Origin of the sequence: Anoxybacillus sp. B2M1 (assembly GCF_001634265.1) — a bacterium.
Taxonomy (GTDB): Bacteria; Bacillota; Bacilli; order Bacillales; family Anoxybacillaceae; genus Anoxybacteroides; species Anoxybacteroides rupiense.
Genome location: NZ_CP015435.1, coordinates 3,723,629 through 3,748,031, shown reverse-complemented (window position 1 = coordinate 3,748,031; position 24,403 = coordinate 3,723,629). Strand labels below are relative to the sequence as shown.

At 42.1% G+C, this 24,403-nt stretch carries 25 protein-coding genes; 7 read left to right on the top strand and 18 right to left on the bottom strand.

What is annotated here, in order from left to right; genetic code table 11:
- The first annotated feature begins 95 nt into the window (after positions 1-95).
- Positions 96-800 carry a helix-turn-helix transcriptional regulator gene (locus tag GFC28_RS18175; RefSeq protein WP_044744512.1) on the top strand — a complete coding sequence of 235 codons (705 nt, stop codon included), beginning with the start codon at positions 96-98 and terminating at the stop codon, positions 798-800.
- Between the two features lie 144 nt (positions 801-944).
- Positions 945-1,187: a DUF2626 domain-containing protein gene (locus GFC28_RS18170; protein WP_044744513.1), complete on the top strand. Its 243-nt coding sequence runs from the start codon at positions 945-947 to the stop codon at positions 1,185-1,187.
- Between the two features lie 233 nt (positions 1,188-1,420).
- Here the strand turns inward: GFC28_RS18170 and GFC28_RS18165 are convergent, their stop codons facing one another.
- Positions 1,421-2,548 carry a class I SAM-dependent methyltransferase gene (locus GFC28_RS18165; protein WP_044744514.1) on the bottom strand — a complete coding sequence of 376 codons (1,128 nt, stop codon included), beginning with the start codon at positions 2,546-2,548 and terminating at the stop codon, positions 1,421-1,423.
- Between the two features lie 159 nt (positions 2,549-2,707).
- Positions 2,708-3,340 carry an MBL fold metallo-hydrolase gene (locus GFC28_RS18160; RefSeq protein WP_044744691.1) on the bottom strand — a complete coding sequence of 211 codons (633 nt, stop codon included), beginning with the start codon at positions 3,338-3,340 and terminating at the stop codon, positions 2,708-2,710.
- Between the two features lie 86 nt (positions 3,341-3,426).
- Here GFC28_RS18160 and GFC28_RS18155 point away from each other — a divergent pair, with 86 nt between their 5' ends.
- Positions 3,427-3,849 (top strand): hypothetical protein, encoded by a 423-nt coding sequence (locus GFC28_RS18155; RefSeq protein ID WP_044744515.1) that lies wholly within the window; start codon positions 3,427-3,429, stop codon positions 3,847-3,849.
- A 62-nt stretch (positions 3,850-3,911) separates the two neighbouring features.
- Complete coding sequence (locus GFC28_RS19070; RefSeq protein ID WP_044744516.1) at positions 3,912-4,088, top strand: DUF2759 domain-containing protein; 177 nt, start codon at positions 3,912-3,914, stop codon at positions 4,086-4,088.
- Between the two features lie 63 nt (positions 4,089-4,151).
- Here GFC28_RS19070 and GFC28_RS18150 read toward each other — a convergent pair whose 3' ends face one another.
- The 7 genes from GFC28_RS18150 to GFC28_RS18120 all read right to left on the bottom strand — a co-directional run bounded on the left by GFC28_RS18150 (position 4,152) and on the right by GFC28_RS18120 (position 13,588).
- Complete coding sequence (locus tag GFC28_RS18150; protein WP_044744517.1) at positions 4,152-4,508, bottom strand: MTH1187 family thiamine-binding protein; 357 nt, start codon at positions 4,506-4,508, stop codon at positions 4,152-4,154.
- Between the two features lie 66 nt (positions 4,509-4,574).
- Positions 4,575-5,741 carry a M14 family metallopeptidase gene (locus GFC28_RS18145; RefSeq protein ID WP_044744518.1) on the bottom strand — a complete coding sequence of 389 codons (1,167 nt, stop codon included), beginning with the start codon at positions 5,739-5,741 and terminating at the stop codon, positions 4,575-4,577.
- A 322-nt stretch (positions 5,742-6,063) separates the two neighbouring features.
- Entirely contained in the window at positions 6,064-7,926 is a 1,863-nt protein-coding gene (locus GFC28_RS18140) for an LTA synthase family protein (RefSeq protein ID WP_044744519.1), read from the bottom strand.
- Positions 7,927-8,930: 1,004 nt separating this feature from the next.
- Positions 8,931-10,382, bottom strand: coding sequence for a 4-hydroxyphenylacetate 3-monooxygenase, oxygenase component (hpaB, locus tag GFC28_RS18135; protein WP_044744520.1), 1,452 nt, complete (start codon positions 10,380-10,382; stop codon positions 8,931-8,933).
- Between the two features lie 233 nt (positions 10,383-10,615).
- Positions 10,616-11,572, bottom strand: a complete 957-nt coding sequence (locus tag GFC28_RS18130; protein WP_044744521.1) for an ROK family glucokinase — start codon at positions 11,570-11,572, stop codon at positions 10,616-10,618.
- A 7-nt stretch (positions 11,573-11,579) separates the two neighbouring features.
- Entirely contained in the window at positions 11,580-11,792 is a 213-nt protein-coding gene (locus GFC28_RS18125; protein WP_044744522.1) for a YqgQ family protein, read from the bottom strand.
- A 338-nt stretch (positions 11,793-12,130) separates the two neighbouring features.
- A complete protein-coding gene (locus GFC28_RS18120; RefSeq protein ID WP_044744692.1) occupies positions 12,131-13,588 on the bottom strand; it encodes a spore germination protein in 1,458 nt (485 codons plus the stop codon).
- A gap of 128 nt (positions 13,589-13,716) precedes the next feature.
- On the opposite strand from GFC28_RS18120, the gene GFC28_RS18115 reads away from it, so the two are divergent.
- Complete coding sequence (locus tag GFC28_RS18115; RefSeq protein ID WP_044744523.1) at positions 13,717-14,592, top strand: hypothetical protein; 876 nt, start codon at positions 13,717-13,719, stop codon at positions 14,590-14,592.
- Between the two features lie 3 nt (positions 14,593-14,595).
- Here GFC28_RS18115 and GFC28_RS18110 read toward each other — a convergent pair whose 3' ends face one another.
- The 7 genes from GFC28_RS18110 to GFC28_RS18085 form a co-directional block, all read right to left on the bottom strand.
- Complete coding sequence (locus tag GFC28_RS18110; protein ID WP_044744524.1) at positions 14,596-15,744, bottom strand: rhomboid family intramembrane serine protease; 1,149 nt, start codon at positions 15,742-15,744, stop codon at positions 14,596-14,598.
- Between the two features lie 76 nt (positions 15,745-15,820).
- Positions 15,821-15,997, bottom strand: a complete 177-nt coding sequence (locus GFC28_RS19570; protein ID WP_172798667.1) for a hypothetical protein — start codon at positions 15,995-15,997, stop codon at positions 15,821-15,823.
- Between the two features lie 372 nt (positions 15,998-16,369).
- A complete protein-coding gene (locus tag GFC28_RS18105) occupies positions 16,370-17,335 on the bottom strand; it encodes an L-lactate dehydrogenase (RefSeq protein ID WP_044744525.1) in 966 nt (321 codons plus the stop codon).
- Between the two features lie 85 nt (positions 17,336-17,420).
- Entirely contained in the window at positions 17,421-18,197 is a 777-nt protein-coding gene (locus GFC28_RS18100) for a DUF92 domain-containing protein (protein ID WP_044744526.1), read from the bottom strand.
- Positions 18,190-18,759 (bottom strand): 5-formyltetrahydrofolate cyclo-ligase, encoded by a 570-nt coding sequence (locus tag GFC28_RS18095; protein WP_044744527.1) that lies wholly within the window; start codon positions 18,757-18,759, stop codon positions 18,190-18,192. Before GFC28_RS18095 ends, GFC28_RS18100 begins: the two co-directional genes overlap by 8 nt.
- 162 nt (positions 18,760-18,921) lie before the next feature.
- Positions 18,922-19,071 carry a 50S ribosomal protein L33 gene (rpmG, locus tag GFC28_RS18090; protein WP_044744528.1) on the bottom strand — a complete coding sequence of 50 codons (150 nt, stop codon included), beginning with the start codon at positions 19,069-19,071 and terminating at the stop codon, positions 18,922-18,924.
- A gap of 82 nt (positions 19,072-19,153) precedes the next feature.
- Positions 19,154-21,547 (bottom strand): sugar phosphate nucleotidyltransferase, encoded by a 2,394-nt coding sequence (locus GFC28_RS18085; RefSeq protein ID WP_044744529.1) that lies wholly within the window; start codon positions 21,545-21,547, stop codon positions 19,154-19,156.
- Positions 21,548-21,692: 145 nt separating this feature from the next.
- Here GFC28_RS18085 and GFC28_RS18080 point away from each other — a divergent pair, with 145 nt between their 5' ends.
- Positions 21,693-22,049 (top strand): hypothetical protein, encoded by a 357-nt coding sequence (locus tag GFC28_RS18080; protein WP_369818754.1) that lies wholly within the window; start codon positions 21,693-21,695, stop codon positions 22,047-22,049.
- The gene (locus tag GFC28_RS18075; RefSeq protein WP_044744531.1) at positions 22,046-22,492 is read left to right on the top strand and encodes an endolytic transglycosylase MltG; all 447 of its coding nucleotides are present in this window, start codon (positions 22,046-22,048) and stop codon (positions 22,490-22,492) included. The genes GFC28_RS18080 and GFC28_RS18075 overlap by 4 nt, the downstream gene beginning before the upstream one ends.
- A gap of 26 nt (positions 22,493-22,518) precedes the next feature.
- Here the strand turns inward: GFC28_RS18075 and phoU are convergent, their stop codons facing one another.
- Positions 22,519-23,178 carry a phosphate signaling complex protein PhoU gene (gene phoU / locus GFC28_RS18070; protein WP_044744532.1) on the bottom strand — a complete coding sequence of 220 codons (660 nt, stop codon included), beginning with the start codon at positions 23,176-23,178 and terminating at the stop codon, positions 22,519-22,521.
- A gap of 18 nt (positions 23,179-23,196) precedes the next feature.
- Complete coding sequence (gene pstB, locus GFC28_RS18065; protein ID WP_231734583.1) at positions 23,197-24,006, bottom strand: phosphate ABC transporter ATP-binding protein PstB; 810 nt, start codon at positions 24,004-24,006, stop codon at positions 23,197-23,199.
- Between the last annotated feature and the right edge of the window lie 397 nt (positions 24,007-24,403).

The window sequence follows — 24,403 nt, the reverse complement described above, 5'->3', positions numbered from 1 at the left end:
TCAATAAGACCATTAATTACTATAAATATCATTCCAATGGAAAATTAAATGTAATATAATAGAAATAGCATCCGATTGTGTAGGAGTGAATAACCATGGATCAAGTTTTAAAAATTACAAATGTATTAGCTGATCCAACCCGGTATCATATCTATGAATACATTACGAAAAAACACAAAGAAGTGTCCGTTCAGGAAATTGCAGAGGTGTTCAGCATCCATCCAAATGTGGCACGGCTTCATTTAACAAAGCTGGAAGATGTGAACATGCTTGTTTCGGAGACGCAAAAGACTGGAAAAGGAGGACGTCCAAGCCGGCTATACCGTTTGTCGGAGGATGTGATTCATCTGCATTTCCCGTTTCGCGATTATCAGCTGCTTGCCAAAATCGCGATTCAGACAATGATGTCATTAGGGGAACAGGGAAAACAGGCGCTATATGAAACAGGAAAAAACTTTGGAAAAGAGATGGTTCAGCAACGCTTTCCTCATGATCGGCCAATCGCCCATTTATCATTTGCCGAAAAAGTTCAGCTTTTAAAAGAAGCGGCTGAAGCCGCTGGATTTTATCCTTCGTTTGATTATAACGAAACAACGCAGAAAATTTATTTTCAAATTTTTAACTGTCCATTTAAAGAGATCGCTTTGCATCATCCACAAACGGTCTGTGGCATGCATCATGCTTTTTTGCGCGGCATGTTTGAAGCGCTTTTTGATAACGTGGAGCTAATCGAACTTGATAATATGGCAAACGGATGCGATTCCTGCTCTTATCGCGCATTTATTCGCATCCGCTTGTGAATAAATGCGCTTGGAAGGCCATCTCGTTTCATCCGCTGCAGTCGGCCTTCTTTCCGAAAATTGAAAGCGCTGTTTACACAGCTATAATCTGTACATTATAATATGTAGAGGCAGCTATTAGGGCAAAAAGGAGGGATACATAAGATGGACCGCATGTTCCGTGTTTTATCGTTCTGGACTGGTATTTTTGCAGTAATGTTTTACCTTGGCCATATGCATACCACTTCCTTGATTTTCTTCGGCCAAACGCTGTTCTTCTTATTGTTAGGCTACTTAAAGCTGACAGAGCGGATGTACATCTATATTTTTGGCGCATACTTAACGATTTTCTTCGCGGCCTTTACGTATTGGACCACATTTATGCTTGTGCCCGGAGTAGGGGAATAACCTACAAAATGATAGACAAAGCCAGCATTGGCTTTGTCTATCATCATTTTCACCCTCTTCATGGACAGTGATGGTTTCACATCAGACTGGTTTGAACATGCTTGGTAGACAAAAAACGCTGCCGAATGAAGACACGAATCAAACCAAAACGAACGAGGCCCTTGACAAAGGATGCAAGCGTTTGTCAATAGTCTGAAGCGATGGAATTCCATCGCTTTTTTGCGTGTCGGCACTTATAAAAAGCTGGGCTCCACCCAAATTTTCTCCCAATCCATTTGGAGATTTTTCTGCTGAATCATCACTTGGAAAAATGCGCTCATCCCTTCATCCATCATCAGCGAACGAATCGCTCGGTTGCGCTTGCTTTGTTCTGAAAACGGGTCGCTGCCATCATGCTCCTTTAATTGTGTTAATATTCCTGCCGCCAATAAAAAACGATCCTGCCTAATGGTTTGCACCCATTCCCATCCAGCGATATTTCCATACATTCGCAGGGCATCCCATTGGATATGGGCGGTTAGATCCATTTGTCCGGGATAAGCGAGAGGATCTTGGATAAGCCGATGTTGATAATATCCCCTCAAGCTTCCTTGATGACGGGCGGGGTTTGCCCATTCTTCATCGGTGTAGCCATAATCGACAGTAATCATCACACATTCCGCAAATACATGAGCATTTTCTAATAGAAAAGATTTCATAGCAAGCGGAACTTCCAATCGTTGCCCTTCTTTTAGAACAATATTTCGTTCCTGCAAATAAACGATAATCTGTTCATTTTGCAACATATGCGGCTCTTCTACCAGTTCATTCTCACGCAAAGCGACAAACAGCTCATATATCTGTCCCTTTTCTTTCTTTATCACATGCACAGGAAGCGCATCAAAAAATTCATTGCTAAACATAATTCCTGAAAACGGCGCATGCTTTTTACAAAAATCGTCAAAATGCCGGTACTGTATCACTTTTTCAGCGAATTCTCCTAGTATTTCTGCTTGCCTTGTTCGCTGGTATGGACTAATTTCAATGAGGATATAGGTTAATGATTGGTAAGTATGCGGTGATTGATTTTTCCATTCCTGCAAAACAGCACGAGCAAAAACCCCATCTCCCCCGCCGAGTTCGCAAATGCATGGAGGAATGCGCCCCGTTTCCACTAGTTTAATGAATAAAGACGCAAATAATGTGCCAAACACACTCGATACATGGCTGCTCGTATAAAAATCACCATGACGGCCAATTTTTATACGCTCGTTCATATAATAGCCATGCTGTTCGTCATATAAAGCTGCATTCATGTAATCGGCATATGACATTCGTTGATTTGGCGATGCCTTAAGCTTCTCCAACAAAAAATTACACATTTTATTTTCTCCTTTGGAGTTTTTCACTATTGACATAGTGAAAATATTATTATATTGTTATGATAGTAGCTTAACTATATCCCCTCCCATTATATGGATAGAACATCCCCCAAAGTCCCTTCTCAATTATTGAGAAGGGCTTTTTTTTATGAAGCCCTTTTAAAAACCATGCAAAAATGGATTGGTGTCCATTTCCGTTCCAATGGTTGTTTCCGGTCCGTGTCCCGGTAATACCGCTGTTTCTTCCGGTAAAACAAGCAAGCGCTCATGAATGCTCCGCATAAGCTCTTCATAGTTTCCTCCTAGTAAATCCGTGCGCCCGATGCTTCCAGCAAATAATGTATCTCCCGAAAACACCGCTTCTATCTCAGGACAATAGTAGGAAACACTGCCTGGTGAATGCCCTGGCGTTTCCAAAACCTCCAAGACAAATGAGCCGATCGTCAACGTTGTTTCGTTTTGCAAACAATGTGGCTCATGTGCAACCTGCACCTTCTCACCGATAAAATAGGCAGATCCATTTAATGATGGGTTAGAGAGCCAAGTTTTTTCTTTCTCATGCAAATAAATCGGAAGCTCCCATCTGATTAGCAAGTCATTGATCGCTCCAATATGGTCAAAATGAGCATGTGTCAGCAAAATCGCCAACGGCTCCCATCCTTGCTGTTCAATCGAACGGATCAGCTTCTCCCCTTCGCTTCCGGGATCAAAAATGAGGCACGTTCCATCAGAGTGAGATAAAATATAGGCATTAGTTTCCAGTGGTCCAAGCGGAATGCGGTTCCATTTCATAAACATACTCCCTTCATTCTTTATATCCATCATTTTACTCTACCTCTTTATTTGTTACAATAAAAAGAAAAAGAAGAGGGAATCATATGATAAAGCGATATGCGCTTTCGCCGTTCGAACAAATAAACAGCACGATCCTTGATCAAGATGAGGAATGGGTCATTGTTTCACAGCTCCCTAACTTGATCTCCAGCTATGAAACGCTTTTTGAGCTGGAACAGCCGACTACCACCACATCGTTGTTTAGCGATTATGGCTTTCTCTCAGCAAATGGGCGCTTCTACCTGTTTGCATCTTTGGTCACTGCCTTTTCCATTGTAGATGGCGATCCTTTGGAAATCGACATGTTTCTGCTTCAGCTTGAAGAATACATGATTGCCCAGGAGTCAACAGGCACCATCATCTATTGGATCGATAGGCAATATGAGGAATTGCTGGTGAAAAACGCAGCGGTCTACCATGTTGTTATTCACATTTTCGACCTCGACAAAATGGGAAAAAACGATTAAAATGTAAAGTGATTCTTCATTTCTTTACATACAGTTTTACTTGCGAAAAGGGGGTAAGTATAATGGGATTGGTCATCATTTTTGCACTTGTGACATTGTTAGCGCTTTACGGAATTGTACGTTCATTGCGTCAAAAGAATATACTTGCTTTATTATTTGGTTTAGGAACAGCGGCTGTATTCGGCTGGTTTACCATTATGACCGTCATTCATCACGGATTTCCAACGGGCACACATTAAAACAAGAACAGGTTGTAGACAAAGTCAAAATCGGCTTTGTCTACAACCATTTTTACGCGGTCTCTATTCAGGTGATATGTCCACACGAGACGGGCTTGAGTTTTTATTTTCGTTTAATTTTTCGCGGACACTTGTCACTTTTTCAGCCATGCTTCGTTTTTTATCGCGTCGGTCATCAATTCGTATATTGGTCGCTACCCGCTGAATTCCATTGGAAAATGGAACCTCATGGATCGCTTGAATGACTTCAAACAATACGGAAAGCTCCCCTTCAATGATCGTATTCATTGGCGTCAGCATAAAATCAATCTTTCCCTCTCGTTTATACACTTCCAACACTTTTTGAATTTCAGCTACATACTCACTTACGCTTGGTCCTTGCGTTCCGATTGGAATTACTGTTACATCAACAATGGCCATTTGTCTAGCTCCCTTTATCTCAGTTTCTTTTTCTACCTCAATTATAATCGGAGGAGCTTCGTTTCTTCAACTGATGGCCAATAAGGAAAGCAGCATTTTTAAAGCATGCTCTTTAATTTGTCCAAACTGTTCGAGCGGCAACGGATTGACTCCTTCACCCAACTCAACCGTATAGCCTGGACGTTTCCATTCTTGAATAAACCAATCACGATAACCGGCATGGCTATCAATATAACGGATTGCTTGATACCCGCTCGCTTTTGCTAATGCGTTTACAATCGGTTCCGCGTCTTCCGGTTCCCAGCCTTCATATCCCCAATAAATTTCTTTTCCTTGGGTATGAAACGCCACTATTATTTCAAAATCACGATTGTAGGCTAAATCTGCCATGGCTTTCGCCTCAGGCTCTGTCAGAGGGGAAAATCCCGGAAAGTCGCGAGGGGCAGGTGATTTCGGGATTTTTCTGGCTTGTTCTATTTCCCATTTAGCTGGAAACTGATTATTTAAATCGACTCCGCGAATATTCGCTTTCCATTGCGAAAAATCTCGTTCTCCTTGATTGATCCGCAATACTTCGCTTCGATATGGTTCTTGATTTGGCGGTCCGTTCAACACTAAATCTACTCCATCTGGATTGACCATCGGCACAATTGACAATGTTACTTTTTTGTAATAGTCCATTAGCGTATGTCCAAACAAGACATTTCCATTTGTCAATGCCAGTACATACTCATTAATAAATGACATAATGGCCGCCGTCGTGATCCATTCATTCGCATGAAAGGAGCCATTCAAATGAATTTTTTTCGGGCCGCATCCAATCGTCAACTCTATGATCGGCTGCCCTAATACACTTGTTCCAATTACTTTTTGTTTAATAAAGGGGTAATGTGTGCATAGGTCGTCAATATCTTGTTTCATACTAGCAAAATCATACGGTTTTTGTCCATTAACCAATGTCGCCTCAATCCGCCGGGGAATTCGTAATGGAAGACGGTCATCGTTCATTCGCTGCAACACTTCTGTAGGCAGCGAAGCCGAGCAGGCGATTTGCTCCAGTGTTTCTGATGTTTGACTATGATACGTGACGACATCATATCCTGGAATTTGAATGATTTCACCATCATGCAATTCATTACTTACATGCGGATTTGCTTCCGCTATTAACTCGTGCGGAATAGCCAGCCATTGGCTATACATATGCAACGTATCGCCTTGTCGGGCACGAATCATCCGTTGTATCGCCTCCTTCATTTTTTTCCTTCTTTTCAACATATGATGGAGTGAAAAGAAAATGACCGATAAACAAGCGCAGGCCCCATTCCATCATGAATGGGGCCTGTAGCGCTTTCTGTCTAATGAGTTTTGACAGTTACCGTTCCTTCACCATTGATTACCACCCGAGGACAATAAGTGAAGCAATTAGATTGGGAGCCACGAATTTTCTCAACCGACAAACTACATTTAGATATAACATAACCAGTGATGTGGATCATCCAATCAAACCCGATTGATACGCTAGATTCCTGACTTTTCTGCCGTAGTCGGCAAGCGACTACTCGTTTTCCGCTTTTTCATTATAAAAACGGAGTAAATCTCCATATATAATTTTATCGGAATAATCAAGTTCCTGCTTCACTTTTTCCGCATACGGCTCGCAATGTGAGTTATCTGTTTTCAACCCTGTCTTTTTATCATAACAAGTATTATCTTTATAAACATAATCTTTTGTAACAAAGCTTCCATCTCGCAATATCGCCAAATCTAGCTTGTCTTGAGCGAACAAATCCTGACCAAAATGAATATCATTTTTCGTGTCAATTCCTAATAAATGAAGCAAAGTTGGCTTCACATCGATTTGTCCCGCTACTTTCGAAATGACTTTTGGATGCTGATCCGTCACCCCTGGAATATGGATGATTAAAGGAACCCGCTGTAATTGAACATGGTCGACAGGAGTAATCTCCTCTTTTCCTAAATACTGCGCCATCGCTTCATTATGATTTTCCGAAATGCCATAGTGATCGCCGTATAAAATAATGACAGAGTTTTCGTAGAGCCCTTCCTTCTTCAGCCATTCAACAAACATTTTCAGCGACTCATCCATATAACGAACCGTCGGGAAATAGCGATTGACAGTCCGATCATTCGACGTATACTCCGGCACCATTCGATCCTCTTCCTCTAATTCAAATGGAAAATGGTTAGTCAGCGTAATCAGCTTAACGTAAAACGGCTGCGGCAATGTTTTTAAATGCGCGACGGATTGCTCAAAGAAATGCTGATCCTTTAATCCCCAACCTACCGAATTTTCTTCTGTCACATGAAAATCATCCAAGGAAAAATATCGGTCATAACCAAGCGAATGGTACATGACATCGCGATTCCAAAAACTTTTATTATTAGCATGAAATACGGCGGTATAATAGCCCTTGTTTTTTAGAATTTCTGGAGTGGCATGGTATTCATTGGTCGCATGAGTAAAGAAAACCGCGCCGCGTCCAAGCGGATACAAGGAGTTTTCAATTAAAAACTCCGCATCAGATGTCTTCCCTTGTCCTGTTTGATGATAGAAATGATCAAAATAGTAGCTTTCCTTGATAAAATCATTTAAAAACGGAGTAATCTCTTGTCCATTGATCTGGTTATTGATCACAAAGCTCTGCAACGATTCCATTGACACAATAATCACGTTGCGGCCTTTAGCGATGCCAAACAATTGCTGATCTGGTTCCTTTTCATTCGCGCGAATATAGTTTTCAATTTCAGCGAGCTCGTTGCCATTCGCTAACACTCTTTGCGCTTTTGTCTTCGATTGCAAAACGGCATCATAAATTAAATAGTTGTACATGCCGATATTTTTCACCAGCATTTTTCTGTCAAACGTTCTCGTTAACAGCTCCGGTCTTTGTCCTTCTGCAAGATCGAGATTCACTAAAACAAGCGCGGTCAATATTAAAAAGTAAGCAGAGCGTTCTGTTTTTGTCACGCGCTCAAATGCCACAAACGACGATTTTTTCCAAACCAACCATGCAAATAGAGCAACATCGACAAACATCAATAAATCAGCAAAGTGGAACAACTCAAACACGCTATTCCCTAAATCCCCTAAATTACTCGTTTGAAACAGTACGGGAAGCGTAATAAAATCGTTAAAAAATCGATAGAACATTACATTAATATACAACAAAACGGTGACTAAAAAGCTAATGGCAACAATGTAGCGGTTGCGCCATTTTTCTTTCATAAATAAAGCAAATCCGAAAACAAGCAATAAAAAGCTTAATGGATTAATAAATAAGATAAACTCTTGAAGCGATGACTCAATTTCAATATCAAAGCTAGTTTTATAGACAATATATGTCTTCAGCCATAACCAAACTATGGCGATCAGCAAAAAGCGATGCTTTCTGATCATTTTGTTCCATCCTTTCTTCTACCAGAAACAAACCATAAAATGGATATTATTCCTATTTTCCACCATATATCTTAATATTCTTTTGACAAAAAGGCAACTTATTTTTGTTATATGGCCGATACATAAACTTTTCGCAACAACTTCCTATAGATGTAACTCGACACGTTCACTTTTGTATAAATAGGGGGTAAAAACTGTTTGTTGACAGTCGAACGATCAAGCAATGCTGCTTCACAGAACCATCCATGGGCCTGAAAGCGATAGGGCTCAGAACCTTCCGGACATATTTTTTTCGGTTTGATATAGAGAGCTAGTCATTCAACCCTTCCAGAGTCGCGACAAAACTTTTCATGCTAGCAGTCTATTAGCCATTTGACTCGCAAGCCACATTTCTATGTAAAAAGGGCCTTTCTGAAGGTACTGCATGCATCATGGATATACGTTTGTCACCAAGAAAAAGTTTCACTTGGATTTGTTCAATCATCATAATAGGGAGATGCGTCCATCTTTGTTCCAAAGTGAGCAGGGGATGATCTGATTTTAACAGGGAGCCGATCGTCGAGAAAATAGGGATTCTTCTTCTGGGGATTACCCTAACGCTTGAACATAGAAGCTTCTCTGCTCCACAACGAAAATGGTCCTCAACGTTCCTTCGGGTGATTTGATCGCTTGGTATCCGACAATTCGAGTGCTTTCGTACTTAGGATATTTTGTGCATGAAAAAATACGCTTGGTTTTCGCACGCTTTTTCTCCAGACACCCCATATATCCGGCGAACAAAGAACATGAGCGATCGAATATAGCAAAAATCGGGGTGATCGCCCACCGAAATTTATCTCTCCTTACCATTTTTACACGCTTAAAAAGGGAGACTTCTTTCCTAAGTGGGGATTAGGAACAATAGAAGCTCCCTCTGCCTTTATGAACCAATCGTCCGTTTTATCAATAAGGTCTAACCTTATGTTTCGTTTTGTAAGATGGCAGGTTGGAGAGTTCCATTCGCTTTATCCGTTAGCATTCGTACTTTCTAAAAACTGCTGCACCATTTGAACACATTTCGTTTTATCATACCCGTTGTAAAAACTGACGGAAAACTTCGCAGGATCACCGAAAAAAAAGCGCTCATAAAGCGTTTGTCTTGTTCCAAACGCGCTCATGGTCATATCCCATGCCAAGCGAAACAATTGTACCCGATCTTCAGCCTCCAGCGTCGCTGCCTGTAAATAGCGATCTAAATCTGAACGAATAGGAGAAGCAAAATCCTTTTCTGTCGGCAAACAAACGAGGCCGCTGGCGCCAAGCAATTGAACAATTTCTGCAAAACGCGGATACATTCGCGGATATAAAAAGGCTGACGCAGATAACGGTTCTAGGGCAGGAATCATCGTACCGCGGCGATCTGGTTTCGCCTCCCTTTCTGATGCCAGCAGCAATGCCTTTAACGCTTCTAATGCAGCAGCAATTTCACTTGCTTTTTCTTTGACATGCTGATATTCCCCAATTTGAATTGATTCAATCAGCAAATGCACGACCCCAAGAAAATATTCCGTCTTGACTACTCTCCTGGAAAGTACCTGATGCAAAAGCATCGCCGATAAATGGCTCTCTGTATACAGTTCTTTAGCCAGCCATGCATTTTTATATAAAAATACACGGTCCCACGGTACAAGCACATGATCGAAAACAACAAGCGCATCCACTTCATCAAATCGCGAACTTAGCGGATAATTAAACGCCGACGAGCCGCCTGCAAACGATGGGCGACAAATAAACTTTAATCCTGGCGTGTTTGTCGGAAGAGAAAATGCGTAAATATACTCATCACCAATATAATTGCCGCCAGCAGGCAAAACGAGGAGCTCATCGGTGATTCCTCCCTGAGTAGCCAAAAGACGCGCTCCTTTTAAGACAATGCCATCGGCTGTTTCATCGACGACCTTAGCCGCCACAATCTCCTCATTATCTTCTATATAACCAAGAGAACGGTTTTTCTGAGGATTAATAAACGTATGTGTAAAAGACCAATCATGTTTCATTGCTTGCTCATATAAATGACGTACATGCTCGCCATACTCAGGTCGTTGCTCCGCAAACATATCGGCAGCAGCAGCTAAGGCCATGACAGCTGTATTCATGTAGTCAGGTGATCTTCCCATCATGCCGGCACTGATTTTCGCCCACTCCTGAAACATGAGGCGTCTTTTTTCCAAATCCTCTTTTGTCGTCGGACGCAAAAAAGAAGCACCTACTAATTCGCCGTTTGGAGCCCGGAACGTAAGAATGTGTTGCTTATCTGGATGATGCTGAGCATCATACAAATTCGCTTGGCTGCGCATAATTCCCGAGAAAGCTGGATGCTCAGATCGTTTCCCCGTGACGGGGGTACCATCGATCCAAACATCCGCCTGCTGATTGTCAATCCTTTCAATATACTCGCTTCCTCTAATAATCCCCATGGTTCTTCCTCCTTCTGGCCACTGCCCCAAAATATTTACGAGTATTGTATGCTCAGAAGGATGTACGAGTGATTTCACCATGAACCATCATTCTATTTTTATGGAGAGATCGCTCATTTTACTACATGTCAGCCGTTCTTTCCCTTCGTCTCTTTAAAATGACGAATAAACTTGGCCATGCGGTTCATATAAGAAAAAGGCTGATTGCACGAAACCATCAGCCTTTTATGCTGCTATGATAAAAACACTTGTTTGGCCAACCAAGCACCGCCAATCACTCCAGCATCATTGCCGAGCGTTGCCGTAACAATAGAAGCTCCCTCTGCTACACGAGGAAAAGCAAAGCGTCTAAAATAATGGCCGGTATGCTGAACTAATATGTCACCAGCTTTGGATACACCGCCGCCAATGACAATTTTTTCCGGATTCAGGGCATTGGCAACATGAGCGAGAGCCAGTCCCAGATGAAAGGTGACAAAGTCAACGATTTCAAGCGCCAATCTGTCATTGGCTTTAGCTGCATCAAATACATCTTTGGCCGTTACATGCTCTGCTTGCCGCAATATACTATCAGCTTCGCTATTGGTCAGCTTTTCTTTTGCGATACGCACAATTCCTGTTGCCGAAGCGATCGTTTCTAAGCAGCCCGTTTTTCCGCAATTACAAGCAGCTCCTCCGTCCGGGATGGAGGTAATATGGCCAATTTCACCACCTGCACCATTCGTTCCGCGCACGATTTGACCATTGGCAATCACACCGCCGCCAACTCCTGTCCCAAGCGTGACACAAACTAAATTTTTTGCGCCATTCCCTGCTCCTTTCCACATCTCGCCAATGGCTGCCATATTAGCATCGTTATCCACAACAACAGGAAGCGATGTTTCCGCCTCAAGCAGGTTTTTCAAAGGGTAGTTTTTCCAGCCAATATTGACTGTCTCATAAACGACTCCTGTGTCTCCTTTGATAGGACCAGGCGCCCCCATGCCGATCCCTAGTATCTTCTCTCTTCCTTGACCGTGCTTTTCCAGCCTTTGATCAATTGCTTTAGCAATATCAGTAACAATATGTTTTCCGTGATCAGTATGATTTGTATCGATTTCCCATTTATCAATCATTTCCCCATATATATTGATAAACGCCATTTTAATTGTTGTGCCACCTAAATCAACACCTGCTAACCATTTTTTCATGTTCTATTCATCCCTTTTTCATTCGTTTTTCTCGTTCCATTTGTGCCTCATGCCTCACGATCAACAGCGCCATTTGGTATTCCTGCACATCAATCAGCTGCGATTGATATAGCTCCTTTAGCTCCTCCTCCATTAACTCTAAATCAGCTACCCGATCGCCGACATAAATAATCGTTCCAAACTTTTTTAAAAGCTGCTGAACATCATAAACCGTTTTCATCTTTTCACCCGCGCTATATGTTATATATCGTTTTTGTACATATTATAAATTTATAAACAAACGGAGCAAGCCGTCAAGAAAGGAAACGATCCCTGCTATAAAAAACATAAAAGAAGGCTTCAGATTGTAGAAAAAGTCACTTTTGGCTTTGCCGGTCATTATTTAAATTAATTATGATTTTTCCATATCAGACTCGCTTGAAAATGCTTGGTTAACAAGAAACATAGACGAAGGAAGATGCAAATCGAACAAAATATGGGAGACGAGCGAGACCAGTAATGCAGAATGAAAGCGTTTATCAACAGTTAAAGGCTTATCTTACGAAAAGATAAGCCTTTTTATCGATCGGGATCACGCGGATGCAGCACGGTCGGTCTTCGATTTTTTAACGGAATAGGAGAGCGGATCAACACGTCGCGCATCGCCCGGTAGGAAAACGGAATAAAGGGCCATAAATAAGGAATCGTAAAGGATTTCATGCGCGCTAGCATCATAACCCACAACGTAATTCCAACGATATAACCGTAAACGCCAAATAAAGAGGTAGCAATGAGTAAGCCAATGCGCACAAGGCGGTTCGCCAATCCCAGCTCATAGCTTGGTGTCGCAAATGTACCAATCGCTGCAATAGAAAAATAAAGAACGACTTCATTGGAAAAAATGCCGACCTCTACAGCAATTCCCCCAATCATCAGAGCCGCCACAAGTCCCAGTGCCGTCGCTAAGGAGGAAGGCGTATGAATCGCCGCCATTCTTAGCATATCAATACCGAGTTCAATCACAATGAGCTGGGCAAATAACGGAAGAGCTCCTGTACTTGCTTTCCCAATAAAGGAAAGGGCACTAGGCAGCTGATCAGAATTAGTCATCGCCCAATACCATAGCGGCAGCAGAAAAAGCGAGGCCCAAACAGCTAAAAAGCGGACCAAGCGCAAATAGGCGCCAACAATGGGTTTATTGCGATACTCCTCCGCATGCTGTAAATGGTGCCAAAATGTCGCTGGCATAATCAAGACACTGGGTGAGCCGTCAACCATGACCAAGACATGACCTTCATATAAATGAACGGCCGCCGTATCTGGCCGTTCCGTGTACCGGACAACCGGATAAGGATTCCAATGTCGTCCAGAAATAAATTCTTCAAGTGTTTTTTCTCCCATTGGCAGCCCATCTGTATCAATTTTGGAAATCGATTCCTTCACACTGCGAACAATTTCCGGATTTGCGATATCCTCAATATAACAGACACAAATGTCGGTTTTGGATCGCCTCCCTACTTGCATATATTCCATACGCAGTGTTCGGTCGCGCACTCTCCTTCTCGTCAACGCCGTATTAAAAACAATGGTTTCGACAAAGCCGTCACGTGCGCCGCGGACCACCCGTTCCATATCCGGCTCTTGCGGTCCGCGAACCGGATACGTGCGAGCATCAATCAAAATAGCATAAGCGATCCCATCGATCATTAATGCCGTAGGACCTGAAAGCACTCCATCGACAATTCGATTTAAATCATCCGTCTTTTCTAATTCCACATAAGGCAAATACGTTTTTAACAATTTCTCGATCGGACTTTCCTGAAGCGCTTGTTGATCAAGGGTTGCTAAAAACTTCATGATATAGTGCAAGATATCATCTTTGACAAATCCATCAATCATAAAAAAAGCCATGCTGCGTCCTGCATATTCTACATCTAAATGAATAACATCAAAACTTTTGCCAACACCTAGACGCTCACGCAAATAAGCAACATTTTCAGACAATGATGTGGAAATAGCCCGCTTTGTTCGTTCCATCGTTTTTTCACCTGCACGATCTCTCATTTATCCTCCAGCATTGACAGCCGCGCGAGAATTCATACATATTTTCCAAATTCTCTGCATATACATTGGTGAAAACTTGTCCATATTATTGGAGGAAAAATATGAAGCGAGCACTTTTTTGGATGATCCCTCTATTTGTCACACTATTGATAAGCCTTTATCTTTTTCCGTTTTCTTTTGAGAAGCCATCACAAGAGGCCATCACTTTTTTTCCTATTGACCAAGAGGCTAGCTTTCAGCAAACCGCAACCGTTTTACATGCTCGGTCGCCAAAATCGCACCATTCATATTCCCTTTCTTGGACGGTCTCTTCTTCTTTAAACGAAAAAGTGTATTTGCGGCAAGATATTTCTTTACTGTTTGCAGATGGACGTTTAATGGGGACTTTGTCTAAATGGAGAGAGGCTGACCAATCACTGCGGCAAGAACGGTCCTTTCAGTCGACCGATAGTCATTTTTTCCAAGCGATTTCTTTTCACTATGGAGAGATTCATCGCGGAGACACCATTACGAGCAGTCAAAAAATGAGTGGCGATCAATTATATGTCATTGCTTCTCCATACTCTCCATTTACTTCTTTCCGTCACGCCAAAACAGCAAATGAAAAAGAATGGCAACGAGTATTAAACAAAGCCTCCTCACAGCTTCTTGAATATACAGCTAAAGCAATGATTGAAGAAATAGGGGTTAATGAACGACGCTACTATCACTTGTATTTGCCAGAGCTGCTTTCCTATAACGAGCAGCCGTTTCCTGATCTTTCGCAAGCAAAAACCCAAGCCATTATCGGCAATCTATGGGAAGGATTGTACAAAAACTATTTTTTAGGAATCAAACAAAAGGATGGATCGATTATTTCGCCAATTGGAAGCACCGTTCCGCTTCTTTTAATAAGTAAAGACTACTCCCATTTAATTGTTTTGACGAAAACGAAAAATGGGGAAACTGTGCAATTGCGCCAGCATATTTCCCCATAATCTTTATCCTTTAAATCCCATATATAAGCTAAAAGAAAGCAATGACAATGTCACGAGAAACGAAAGCAATTGCTTGCTCCATGAACGATGGCGCGGCAAGTGAACGATATTGGCTGCCAGAAAACCACCAATCAAACCACCGATATGTCCGGCGTTATCAATCCCGGGAATCAACAGTCCCAACCCTAGATTAAGCACGATTAATCCTATAATATTAGCCCCCATTGTTTGAAAGAAAAGATGGCGGTATACCGTACCAAAATAAAGAAGGGCGCCAAATAAGCCGAAAATCGCTCCAGACGCTCCTGCGGAGATGGAAGAGGTGAATAAAAAACTGCCGACTGTTCCGAAGAAGCCTGCCAACAAGTAAATAAACAAAAAGCGCCAAGAGCCATATAAACGTTCGACCACGATTCCTAAATAATATAGCGCCATTGTATTCATTAATAAATGAAGAAAACCAATATGTAAAAAAACCGGTGTAATCAGCCGCCACCATTCCCCCGATTGAATCAGCGGGTTAAACTTTGCTCCATATTGAATCAGCACAGCAGAATTCGTGCTGCCTCCTTTCCATTCAAGAAAAAGAAACATCAATACTTGGATCGCGATTAATGCATAGACAATCCGTGGCTTGCCGTGCTCCATCAGGCGCTTCTCTTTTTCTTGCCTTTCTTTTTCTAGGCGGAAGACATGCCTTTGGATAGACTGGATCGCAAACTGGGGATCCATATCGTGTTCGATCGCGGGCAGCGAAACGGGAACATGGATGATTTGGCTTATGTCCTGCAACGCTTGCATCTGGTTGGCTGAATGAACCAATATCGTATGTAAGCTCGAATGCTCAGTGGGTTCCTTCACGATCCATTCCCAATCATCAACCGGCGGATAAGCGGAAATATAGATATTCAAGATTGGAAGCGAACGGCGTAAATGCCGTTTTTGCAGCTGTTCAGCTATCTGGCGCGTATATTCAAGATCACGTTGGAGCCAGCTGCTCCAATCGATATCATACCGCACAAGCCGAATAAGCGGAGCGCCTTTATGCTCGAAAGACTCTAACCATATTTCATGAGGCGCATTCGATAATTTGATAATTCGATAGCGGTTTTTCACCAAAAAGTATACGAGCTGCCAATAAAACAGATCCACGTTTCCCTCTCCCTTTCATATCGTTAAAAACCACGTGCTATGACGAAAAGCTTATTTTTTAGCCATTGTACCATAATTAATGAAAAACTTGCGAAACAACTGCTTTGCGAACAAATGGAATGCTCATTCCTGCACGCACAAGCAGTGTCTGCAAGGGACGAATGCTCAATACTCCATTCAGCAACCGATAACGATAGCGATACAGGAAAATCGCAGCGATTACAGCCGTAATGGCATATATCGTTTTATTCACTTTTTTCGCCTCCCATTCATGATTTCTCTATTCTTTTTCCCCAAAACCGATAAATTATAAAACGCATCCTTTATGCTTTATGAAGGATGCGTCAGACTATGGATAAACGCTTTCATTCTGTGACACTGGCCCCGTTCGTCCACTCACACTCATAAGCGTCTTTTGTTCGATTTGCGTCTTCATTCGACTACGCTCATTTTCTGCCAAGCGTTGTCCAGCCAGTCTGCAAGTAGAAATGTCACCATGAACGGATGTTGCATAAACCTCCCTCACCTACTCTCCGTTAAGAGATAGGAGACTTCTCGGTGGACGATGTTAAAATAGTTGTAGACAAAGTCCAAATGGACATTGTCTACAACTAACACAGCTTTTTTATGAAGGATGCGCTTTATTTCCGAAAAAAGGGTTAAGAACATTTTTTAATACCGTGGCTGAATGGGAGAATTTCGCTTTTTCCGTTTCTGACAGCTTTAACTCTACAATTTCACGGATGCCGCCGCGATTGACGATGGCTGGAACGCCGATATAAATATCCGCATGGCCATACTCACCGTTTAAATAAGCAGATACCGTCAGCACAGAATTTTCATTTTGTAAAATCGCCTTTGTTAAACGGGCAAGACCCATGGCAATTCCATAATAGGTTGCCCCTTTGCGCTCGATAATATGGTAGGCGGCATCACGAACGTTCGCAAAGATTGTTTCTAAGTCCTCTTGCTTATACTGCTTGCGCTCACGAATAAACTCTGTTACAGCTTTTCCGCCGATATCTGCATGACTCCACACCGGAAGTTCGGTATCGCCATGCTCACCAATAATATAAGCATGAACATTTCTGGCATCCACTTGAAAATACTGTCCGAGCAAATAACGGAAACGGGCTGTATCTAAAATCGTTCCTGAGCCAATCACCCGTTCATGCGGAAGCCCTGAAAACTTCCATGTCGCATAGGTAAGAACGTCGACAGGATTTGTGGCAACAAGAAATATTCCGTTAAATCCACTTTTCATGACTTCTGAAACGATGGATTCAAAAATTTTCATATTTTTATGAACTAAATCTAAACGAGTTTCTCCCGGCTTTTGGTTGGCTCCAGCCGTGATGACAACAAGGTCGGCGTTTTCGCAATCACGATAATCACCAAACCATATTTTCGTTGGTGAAGGAGAAAACGGAAGACCGTGGTTTAAGTCCATTGCATCCCCTTCCGCTTTTTCTTGATTAACATCAATTAACACAAGCTCTTCCGTAACGCCTTGATTGAGCAAAGCAAATGCGTAACTTGAGCCAACAAAACCTGTTCCAATTAGAACAACCCTTTTTCCTAAATGTGCCATCTTCGCTTCTCCACCTTTCACCATTCATAACAAGAGAGCTTTCTTCTATACTTTACCATTATCTATCGGGTTCCTCCCCTTCTTTCTATTGCAAATTCGTGACAAACAAATAAACAATCAGTGAACAAGCAATGGCTAACCAATTTACTAAATCGTTATTAAGTAAACGAATTCCTTTAATATGTACAGTTTTTTGCTGACAGTGCTCCGTTTTTTCTGTTTCAATGCCGCAAACCTCGCAGCGGTACATCGCTTGCCACACCGCTCCTAAATATGTATCAATCATGCAGCCTAAAAAACCGGCGATGCTCACAGCAACAACGGGAACACCATCCCATAGCAGCGAACCGACCACAGCGATTAGTCCAGCTCCTAAACAAGAAGCAGCAAGGCCAAGCCAGGTAACCGCCCCTGATGTCCCCGGCTCCGTTTTTTCCCATGTTGTCACAAGGCGAGGAGACTGGCGGCTGAGACTGCCAATCTCTGAAGCCCATGTATCCGCATTCGCCGCAGCAATGGAAACGATAAACAATCCTTGCCAAACAAAGGAAGGAAAAAAAAGGGAGAGTAGGCTAATGGTCGCCGGAATGCTTCCATTCGCGAAAACTTGAATATAATCCCGTTGCGATCCTTTTGCGACTTTTTCCGCTACTCTTTCCTTTTTCCGATGACAAAAATGGCTCCAAAAGCTTGATGTAACAAAAAATACGCCTAATAGGCATAATCCCTTCCAAGCAAATCCAGCAGCAACTGCTGTTCCAACCAAAACGGTCGCTAATGCTCCCGATATCGATAAAGAGCGGACAACGAAGCCGCCAATAGCCACGATCCAAATAGCAGCTATATATAGCCATTCATTCATCACACATCATAACCTTTTCATTAGTAACAATCATGTCAACCGGAATGTCATGCGCTTCAAATGGAACATGGTTTACCACTTGAAAGGAATAAGCAAGCGAAATCGTCGGCCGCCAAAAATGCTGCAGGTAACGGTCATAGTATCCGCCCCCATAGCCGATTCGATATCCTGCTTTGGAAAAGCATACTCCCGGAACGATCATCACATCGATTTGCCGAGAAGCGACTTCTTCCGTCATGGCTACAATCGGCTCCTGTAAACCGAAATAAACAGACTCTAATTGATCAAATGAACGGATGGCGCGAAATGTCATCGTTTTTTCTTGTGGATCACATTTTGGGACGCATACCGTTTTTCCTTCCTGCCAAGCCTTTTCAATAATGGGTTTTGTGTTAATTTCGTTCTCTCTGGAAATGGTGATCCCAATGGTTTCCGCCTGCTGCCAAACCGGCAAAGCGTACAGATTCTCCGCAATTTGCGCGTCATACTCGTTCTTTTGCTTTGCTGATAAGCTTCTTATTTTTTCTTTCATTTGCTTGCGAAGCGCGCTTTTTTCCTGCAATTCATTCCCTCCTCTGCTTTGCCCTCCTCCTCACTTACCTAAGTTGAAGTGGAGCATTCCTGTCCTTCTCTTCGGTAAAGACCGATTCATTCCCCACTTATGGAAGCAGGAGATTTCTCATTTGAGATGATAAAAAAGCAGCAGGAAAACGTTTCCTACTGCTTACTTTGTTTCGCGATGAAGGGTCGCTTTTTTGTCTCTTGGACAATATTTTTTTAACTCTACACGATCTGGATTGTTGCGTTTATTTTTTGTTGAAATATAGTTACGTTCGCCGCATTCTGTGCAAGCCAATGTAATATTTACGCGCATGATCATTTCCCTCCAAACTTTATAAACTTATAATCAGACTTTTCTATGATAGCACTTTTTTGCGGCAATTTCCATATTTAATTTATGCATTTTGATACTGGCGAATTTTTTTTATATAATAAATCATCGTTTCACGTGCTCTTTGAACATCCAGGGCTTCAGAATAAATGGTAAACATCGGCTGATCCAGCTCCGGTAAAATAAACGTCCAGCCGCCATCAGGATGATATAATTTAATTCCGTCATTGACATCGACAATCGTTTCGTTCTCATCCTCCATCAGTCGACGCAATACAATCGCCCGGGCGTTCCAAGGACAGAACACATATTCTCTAAGCCAATGCATGCGTGGGGTGGAAGCGGTAATTTCAGATAATGGACGTCCCTCGGCAGCTAGCAGCTGAAGGAGCTGGACAAACGCATAAATGGCATCATAACAAAAATGAAACGGTTGCTGCCATTCTTTGAGCATCTCTTTTCGTGCCCCTTTGATTTTTTTGATTTGCCCATTCATTTGTCTAGCCACGGTCTCTAGCGCAGATGGCGCATAGCTTGGAACCAAAACAGGACATTCTGGCTGAAACCATAACGAGGTGATCGTATATAACGATAGCAGTTGTTCTTCAGTCACTATCGTTCCGCTTTCGTCCATAATCCAAAATTGCTCGCCATCCCTTCCTGTGATTAAAGCAAATAACGCGTCTCCTGTTTTTATATAATCGGCAATATCGCGAAAATCAGCGCTTTTCAGCATTTCAATTTCGCATGGCTGGCCATGAAGCAGTTTGTTTGCAAGATGATGGACATGTGATTCTGAGGCAAGAATTGCTTTGCAGCCACGAAGAGGCAAATGGATTTGTTGCTGCATTTCTTGAATGTAAGAGGCGCTTGGCTGTAGATGAGTATTAGAAAAACCTATTTGTTCCATCGACACACGGCGGATTTGCTCTTGAACGAACGTACGTTCAATTTCTTTTTCTTGTAAATAATTAATCGGATAGCCGTGCTTGTCATACAAATCAATGTAGATGCTTCGATCTTTTTCATCAAGGAAAATATAGACGCCGCCATCATAAGAAGATCGACGAAGCTGGTGACGCACAATCGGCGCAGTAACACTTTCTAGACATTCCGCTGTAACCACTCCTGATGCGTGCAGTCCATGAATAAACGCTTGTTTAATGAGGTTCGTAAATGGGTGTCCATCCCCTGCAACCATTACATGATGATGAACCTGAAGCGTACTTCCATAAGCAGCAGCTAGCCTCGAAGCATATTCGGGCGTCATTTCTACATTAGCAATACCGGCAATCCCGCGTGTTCCAAACAAGGATTTTTGTTGTTGCTTTCCCCAAAACACGGAAGAATGAATCACTGTTCCTTCCGCAATCGTTTTTTCCGGCCAAATTTTCATATTGGGCTTTACCTGCACCCGCGGTTGAAGAGTGCAGCGGCTACCGATTACGGATTGTTCAAGCAGTTCCACGTTGTTGCCTAAATAGGTGCCATCTGCTAAAATACTGCCACGCAATTCGCAATGCTTTCCGATATAGCTTCTCTCCCAAATGATACTTCGTTTCACGGAAGCATGCTCGCCGATTTGCACATTGGGTCCAATGACAGAATGGGCATCGATTTTGACGTTTTGGCGAATAAACGCTCCATTGCCTATAAATGATGGACCGACAATAACCGCACCATCCTCGATTTTCACATCGGATCCGACCCAAACATGGGGAAACAGCTCCTTGCCATTGATCGACACTTGCACATGTTTATTTAAAATGTCTATGTGCGCTTTTTGATATTGCTGAATGGTGCCGATATCGAGCCAATAGCCTTTAGCCAAAAAAGCATATAAAGGCACATCCTTTTTTAATAAAAAAGGGAAAACATCATTGCTGAAATCGCACTTTTCATTTTCAATAATATACTCTAAAATTTCCGGTTCAAAAATATAAATACCCGTGTTGACAAAATCGGTATATACTTGGTTCCATTTTGGCTTTTCAATCAGCTGCTTGACCCGCCCTTCACGTGAGACGATAATTCCTCCGTAATTAAGCGGCTGCCGCTCCTGCGACATAACGATCGTGGCTAAAGCGCCTCGCTGGCGATGAAATTCCACCGCTTCAAACAAGTCGATATCGGTTAGCGCATCTCCACTGACAACAATAAACGTGTCATCAATAAAAGAAGCGGCGTTTTTTATGCTTCCTGCTGTGCCAAGCGGCTCATGTTCTTCAAAATAGTCAATATTCACTCCAAATCGGCCGCCGTCTTGAAAATGCTGTTTAATCACTCCCCCTAAATATTGAATGGTCATCGCAATATCAGTAATCTCAAACCGCTTGAGCCACTCAATGGTGTATTCAAGCACTGGTTTTCCAACAAGTGGGACCATTGGCTTTGGAATGTTGCACGTCAGCGGTCGCAAACGCGTCCCTTTTCCCCCAGCCATAATCACACCTTTCATGATTTTTTCACCTCCCTACCTTTTTTACGGAATATTCTTTCAATATTTTTTATTTTTATTTTAACTCCTTCTCTCCTTACTTACAATAATCTTATCGATTTTATGCATTTATTTATGGTATAGTGAAGTGGGGTGATAGAAAATGATGGAATATACGTTAATTGGATTTGTAATCATTTCCCTTCTTCTTTTGGCTGCGTCTTTTTTCGGAAAAGATCAAATGAAAAGCTTAGAAGAGCAAATAGATCATTTAACGCTTTCATTGGCTCAAGAAACGTATCAACTCAAAAAACGGCTGAAGATATTGGAGGAAGAATTATTAATCAATGAAGAAAAGCCTTTTTCATTAACAGAAAAAATAAAAGACGATTCACCTCTCGCATCATCATATGCCCGTGTATGGGCTCTTTATAAAAAAGGTCTTTCAGCGGAGCAAATTGCCCGGGAAACATCGCTAACGGCTGAAGAGGTGCGCATGATTTTGCGGGGGATTGCTCGATGAACAGAGAAGCGATTCGCGGATTTGCGCTCGGAATGTTATTGTCAACCTCCATCATTGGCATCATTTATTATCAGCAGCCAGTTAAATCAACGAAAGCGCAGCTTGATGCCTATTTGCAAAAAAACGAGTTGGTCGTTTTGGCAAAAACAGAATATCAAGCGCTAAAAAAAGCAGCGGAAACGAAGGCGCAGGCTGCTTCTCCAAAGACAACGGCACCGCCAGCAACCATTCGTATTTATCGGCTTGTTATTAACAAAGGAGATGTTCCCACAAAATTTGCTAAAGAACTAGAAGAAGCGAAAATTATCTCTGACGATCAGGCTTTGACCAACTATTTAAACGCCCATCAGCTCACTGGACAAATTCGTCCCGGCACATATGAAATACGCAGTGATATGAAATATGAGGAAATCGCTCGCATGATTACCCATTCAAAAAGGTGACCCCTTAAAGGGCCACCTTTTTACATTTATCCATTTAAATCGTAATGCTTTCCTTTTACGAGATAGACGACATGCTCTCCTAAATTAGTCGCATGATCGGCGATACGTTCAATATAGCGGGCAATCAAGGAAAATTGGTTAATTTGCAAAGCATTTTCTTGATTGGTGGCGTTCAATCGCAGCAGTTCCCTCATGATTTGTCCATATAACTCATCTACTTCATCGTCCATTTCTGCAATTTTCCGAGCCAATACCACATCTTCTTCGTAATATGCTTTTAAACCAATGGACACCATTTCTAGCGCAACACGGTGCATTTGCATGATTTTTTCCATTTCCAGCGCAAATGGACGGTCGCCCATTCGAATCGCCGCTTTCGCAATATCAACAGCAAAATCAGCAATGCGTTCAATATCTGTTGCAATTTTAATCGCAATGACAATTCTCCGCAAATCAATGGCTACCGGTTGTTGTTTCGCAATGAGCAAAATAGCAAAATCGTTGATTTCTTCTTCCAAAGTGTCAATTTGACTGTCGTTGTCAATAATTTGCAATGCTAGTTCAATATTTTTGTGTTGAAATGCCTGAATGGAATAATTTAACGCTGTTTCGGTTAAGCTGCCAAGTTCCAGCAGCTTTTGCTGTAATGTTTTTAAATCATAGTCGAATTTTTCTCTGGCCGGCATATTGGTTCCACCTTTCGTTTAGCCGAATCTTCCGGTAATATAGTCCTCGGTACGCTTGTCCGAAGGATTGGAAAATAAACGGTCTGTGTCATCATATTCGACCACTTCACCATTTAAGAAAAAGGCTGTTTTATCAGAAATACGCGCGGCCTGCTGCATATTATGTGTAACGATAATAATGCTATAGTTCTCTTTAAGCCTTTGAATCAGCTCTTCTATTCTTAATGTAGAAATCGGATCTAAAGCGGATGTCGGTTCGTCCATTAAAATCACATCCGGTTCAATGGCGAGACAGCGGGCAATGCATAAACGCTGTTGCTGTCCTCCCGATAATCCGCCGGCATTATCATAAAGGCGATCCTTCACTTCGTCCCAAAGGGCCGCACCGCGCAAGCTTTTTTCCACAATCTCATCAAGTGTTCGTTTGTCGCGAATCCCATGAATGCGTGGACCATAAGCGACATTATCATAGACGGATTTAGGAAATGGATTAGGCTTTTGGAAAACCATTCCGACTTGTGTACGCAGTTCTTCCACCCGATATGATTGATCGAAAATATTGCGGTTGCGATAAACAATCTCTCCAGATGTGCGCACATTCGGAACTAGTTCGATCATTCGATTTAATGTTTTAATATAGGTCGATTTTCCGCATCCGGAAGGACCAATGATCGCCGTCACTTCATTTTCATAAATATCCAGATGAATATTCTTTAAAGCATGATGCTCACCATACCACAAATTTAATTCACTTGTACGATAAACAATCTCTTTATCTTTCTCTGCCGGTTTCGAAATTGCCCCGTTTTCCGCTTTTGTCTTGATCATTGTCAATTCCATTGGGTTCTCTTCCTCCATCCATATAAGCATCAGAAGCCGACGATATTCATCGATATTGTCTTTCATTTATTATCATCCTATTGATCATAAGCATAGAACAGCGATTTTTCTTCGTCAAAACACGTGATTTCGCTTTTTGTAACACCTAAAGAGTACTATAAGACTTTTAACTTGGTTTTAAGAGATTGTTAAGCTTTTGTAAAGCAAAAAGGCACTCAATAATGAGTGCCTCTTCAAAATGGTTCTAGCTTTTCAGCTGGTGTTTGCCTTTACATCTGTGCTTTTGACGGAAAACGCCCAGCACCGTCATTTTACATTCATTGAATGGTCGGCGAAATAACGTTGTTTAGCCTCATCCCTACGTAAATGTAACATGTCGAATGAC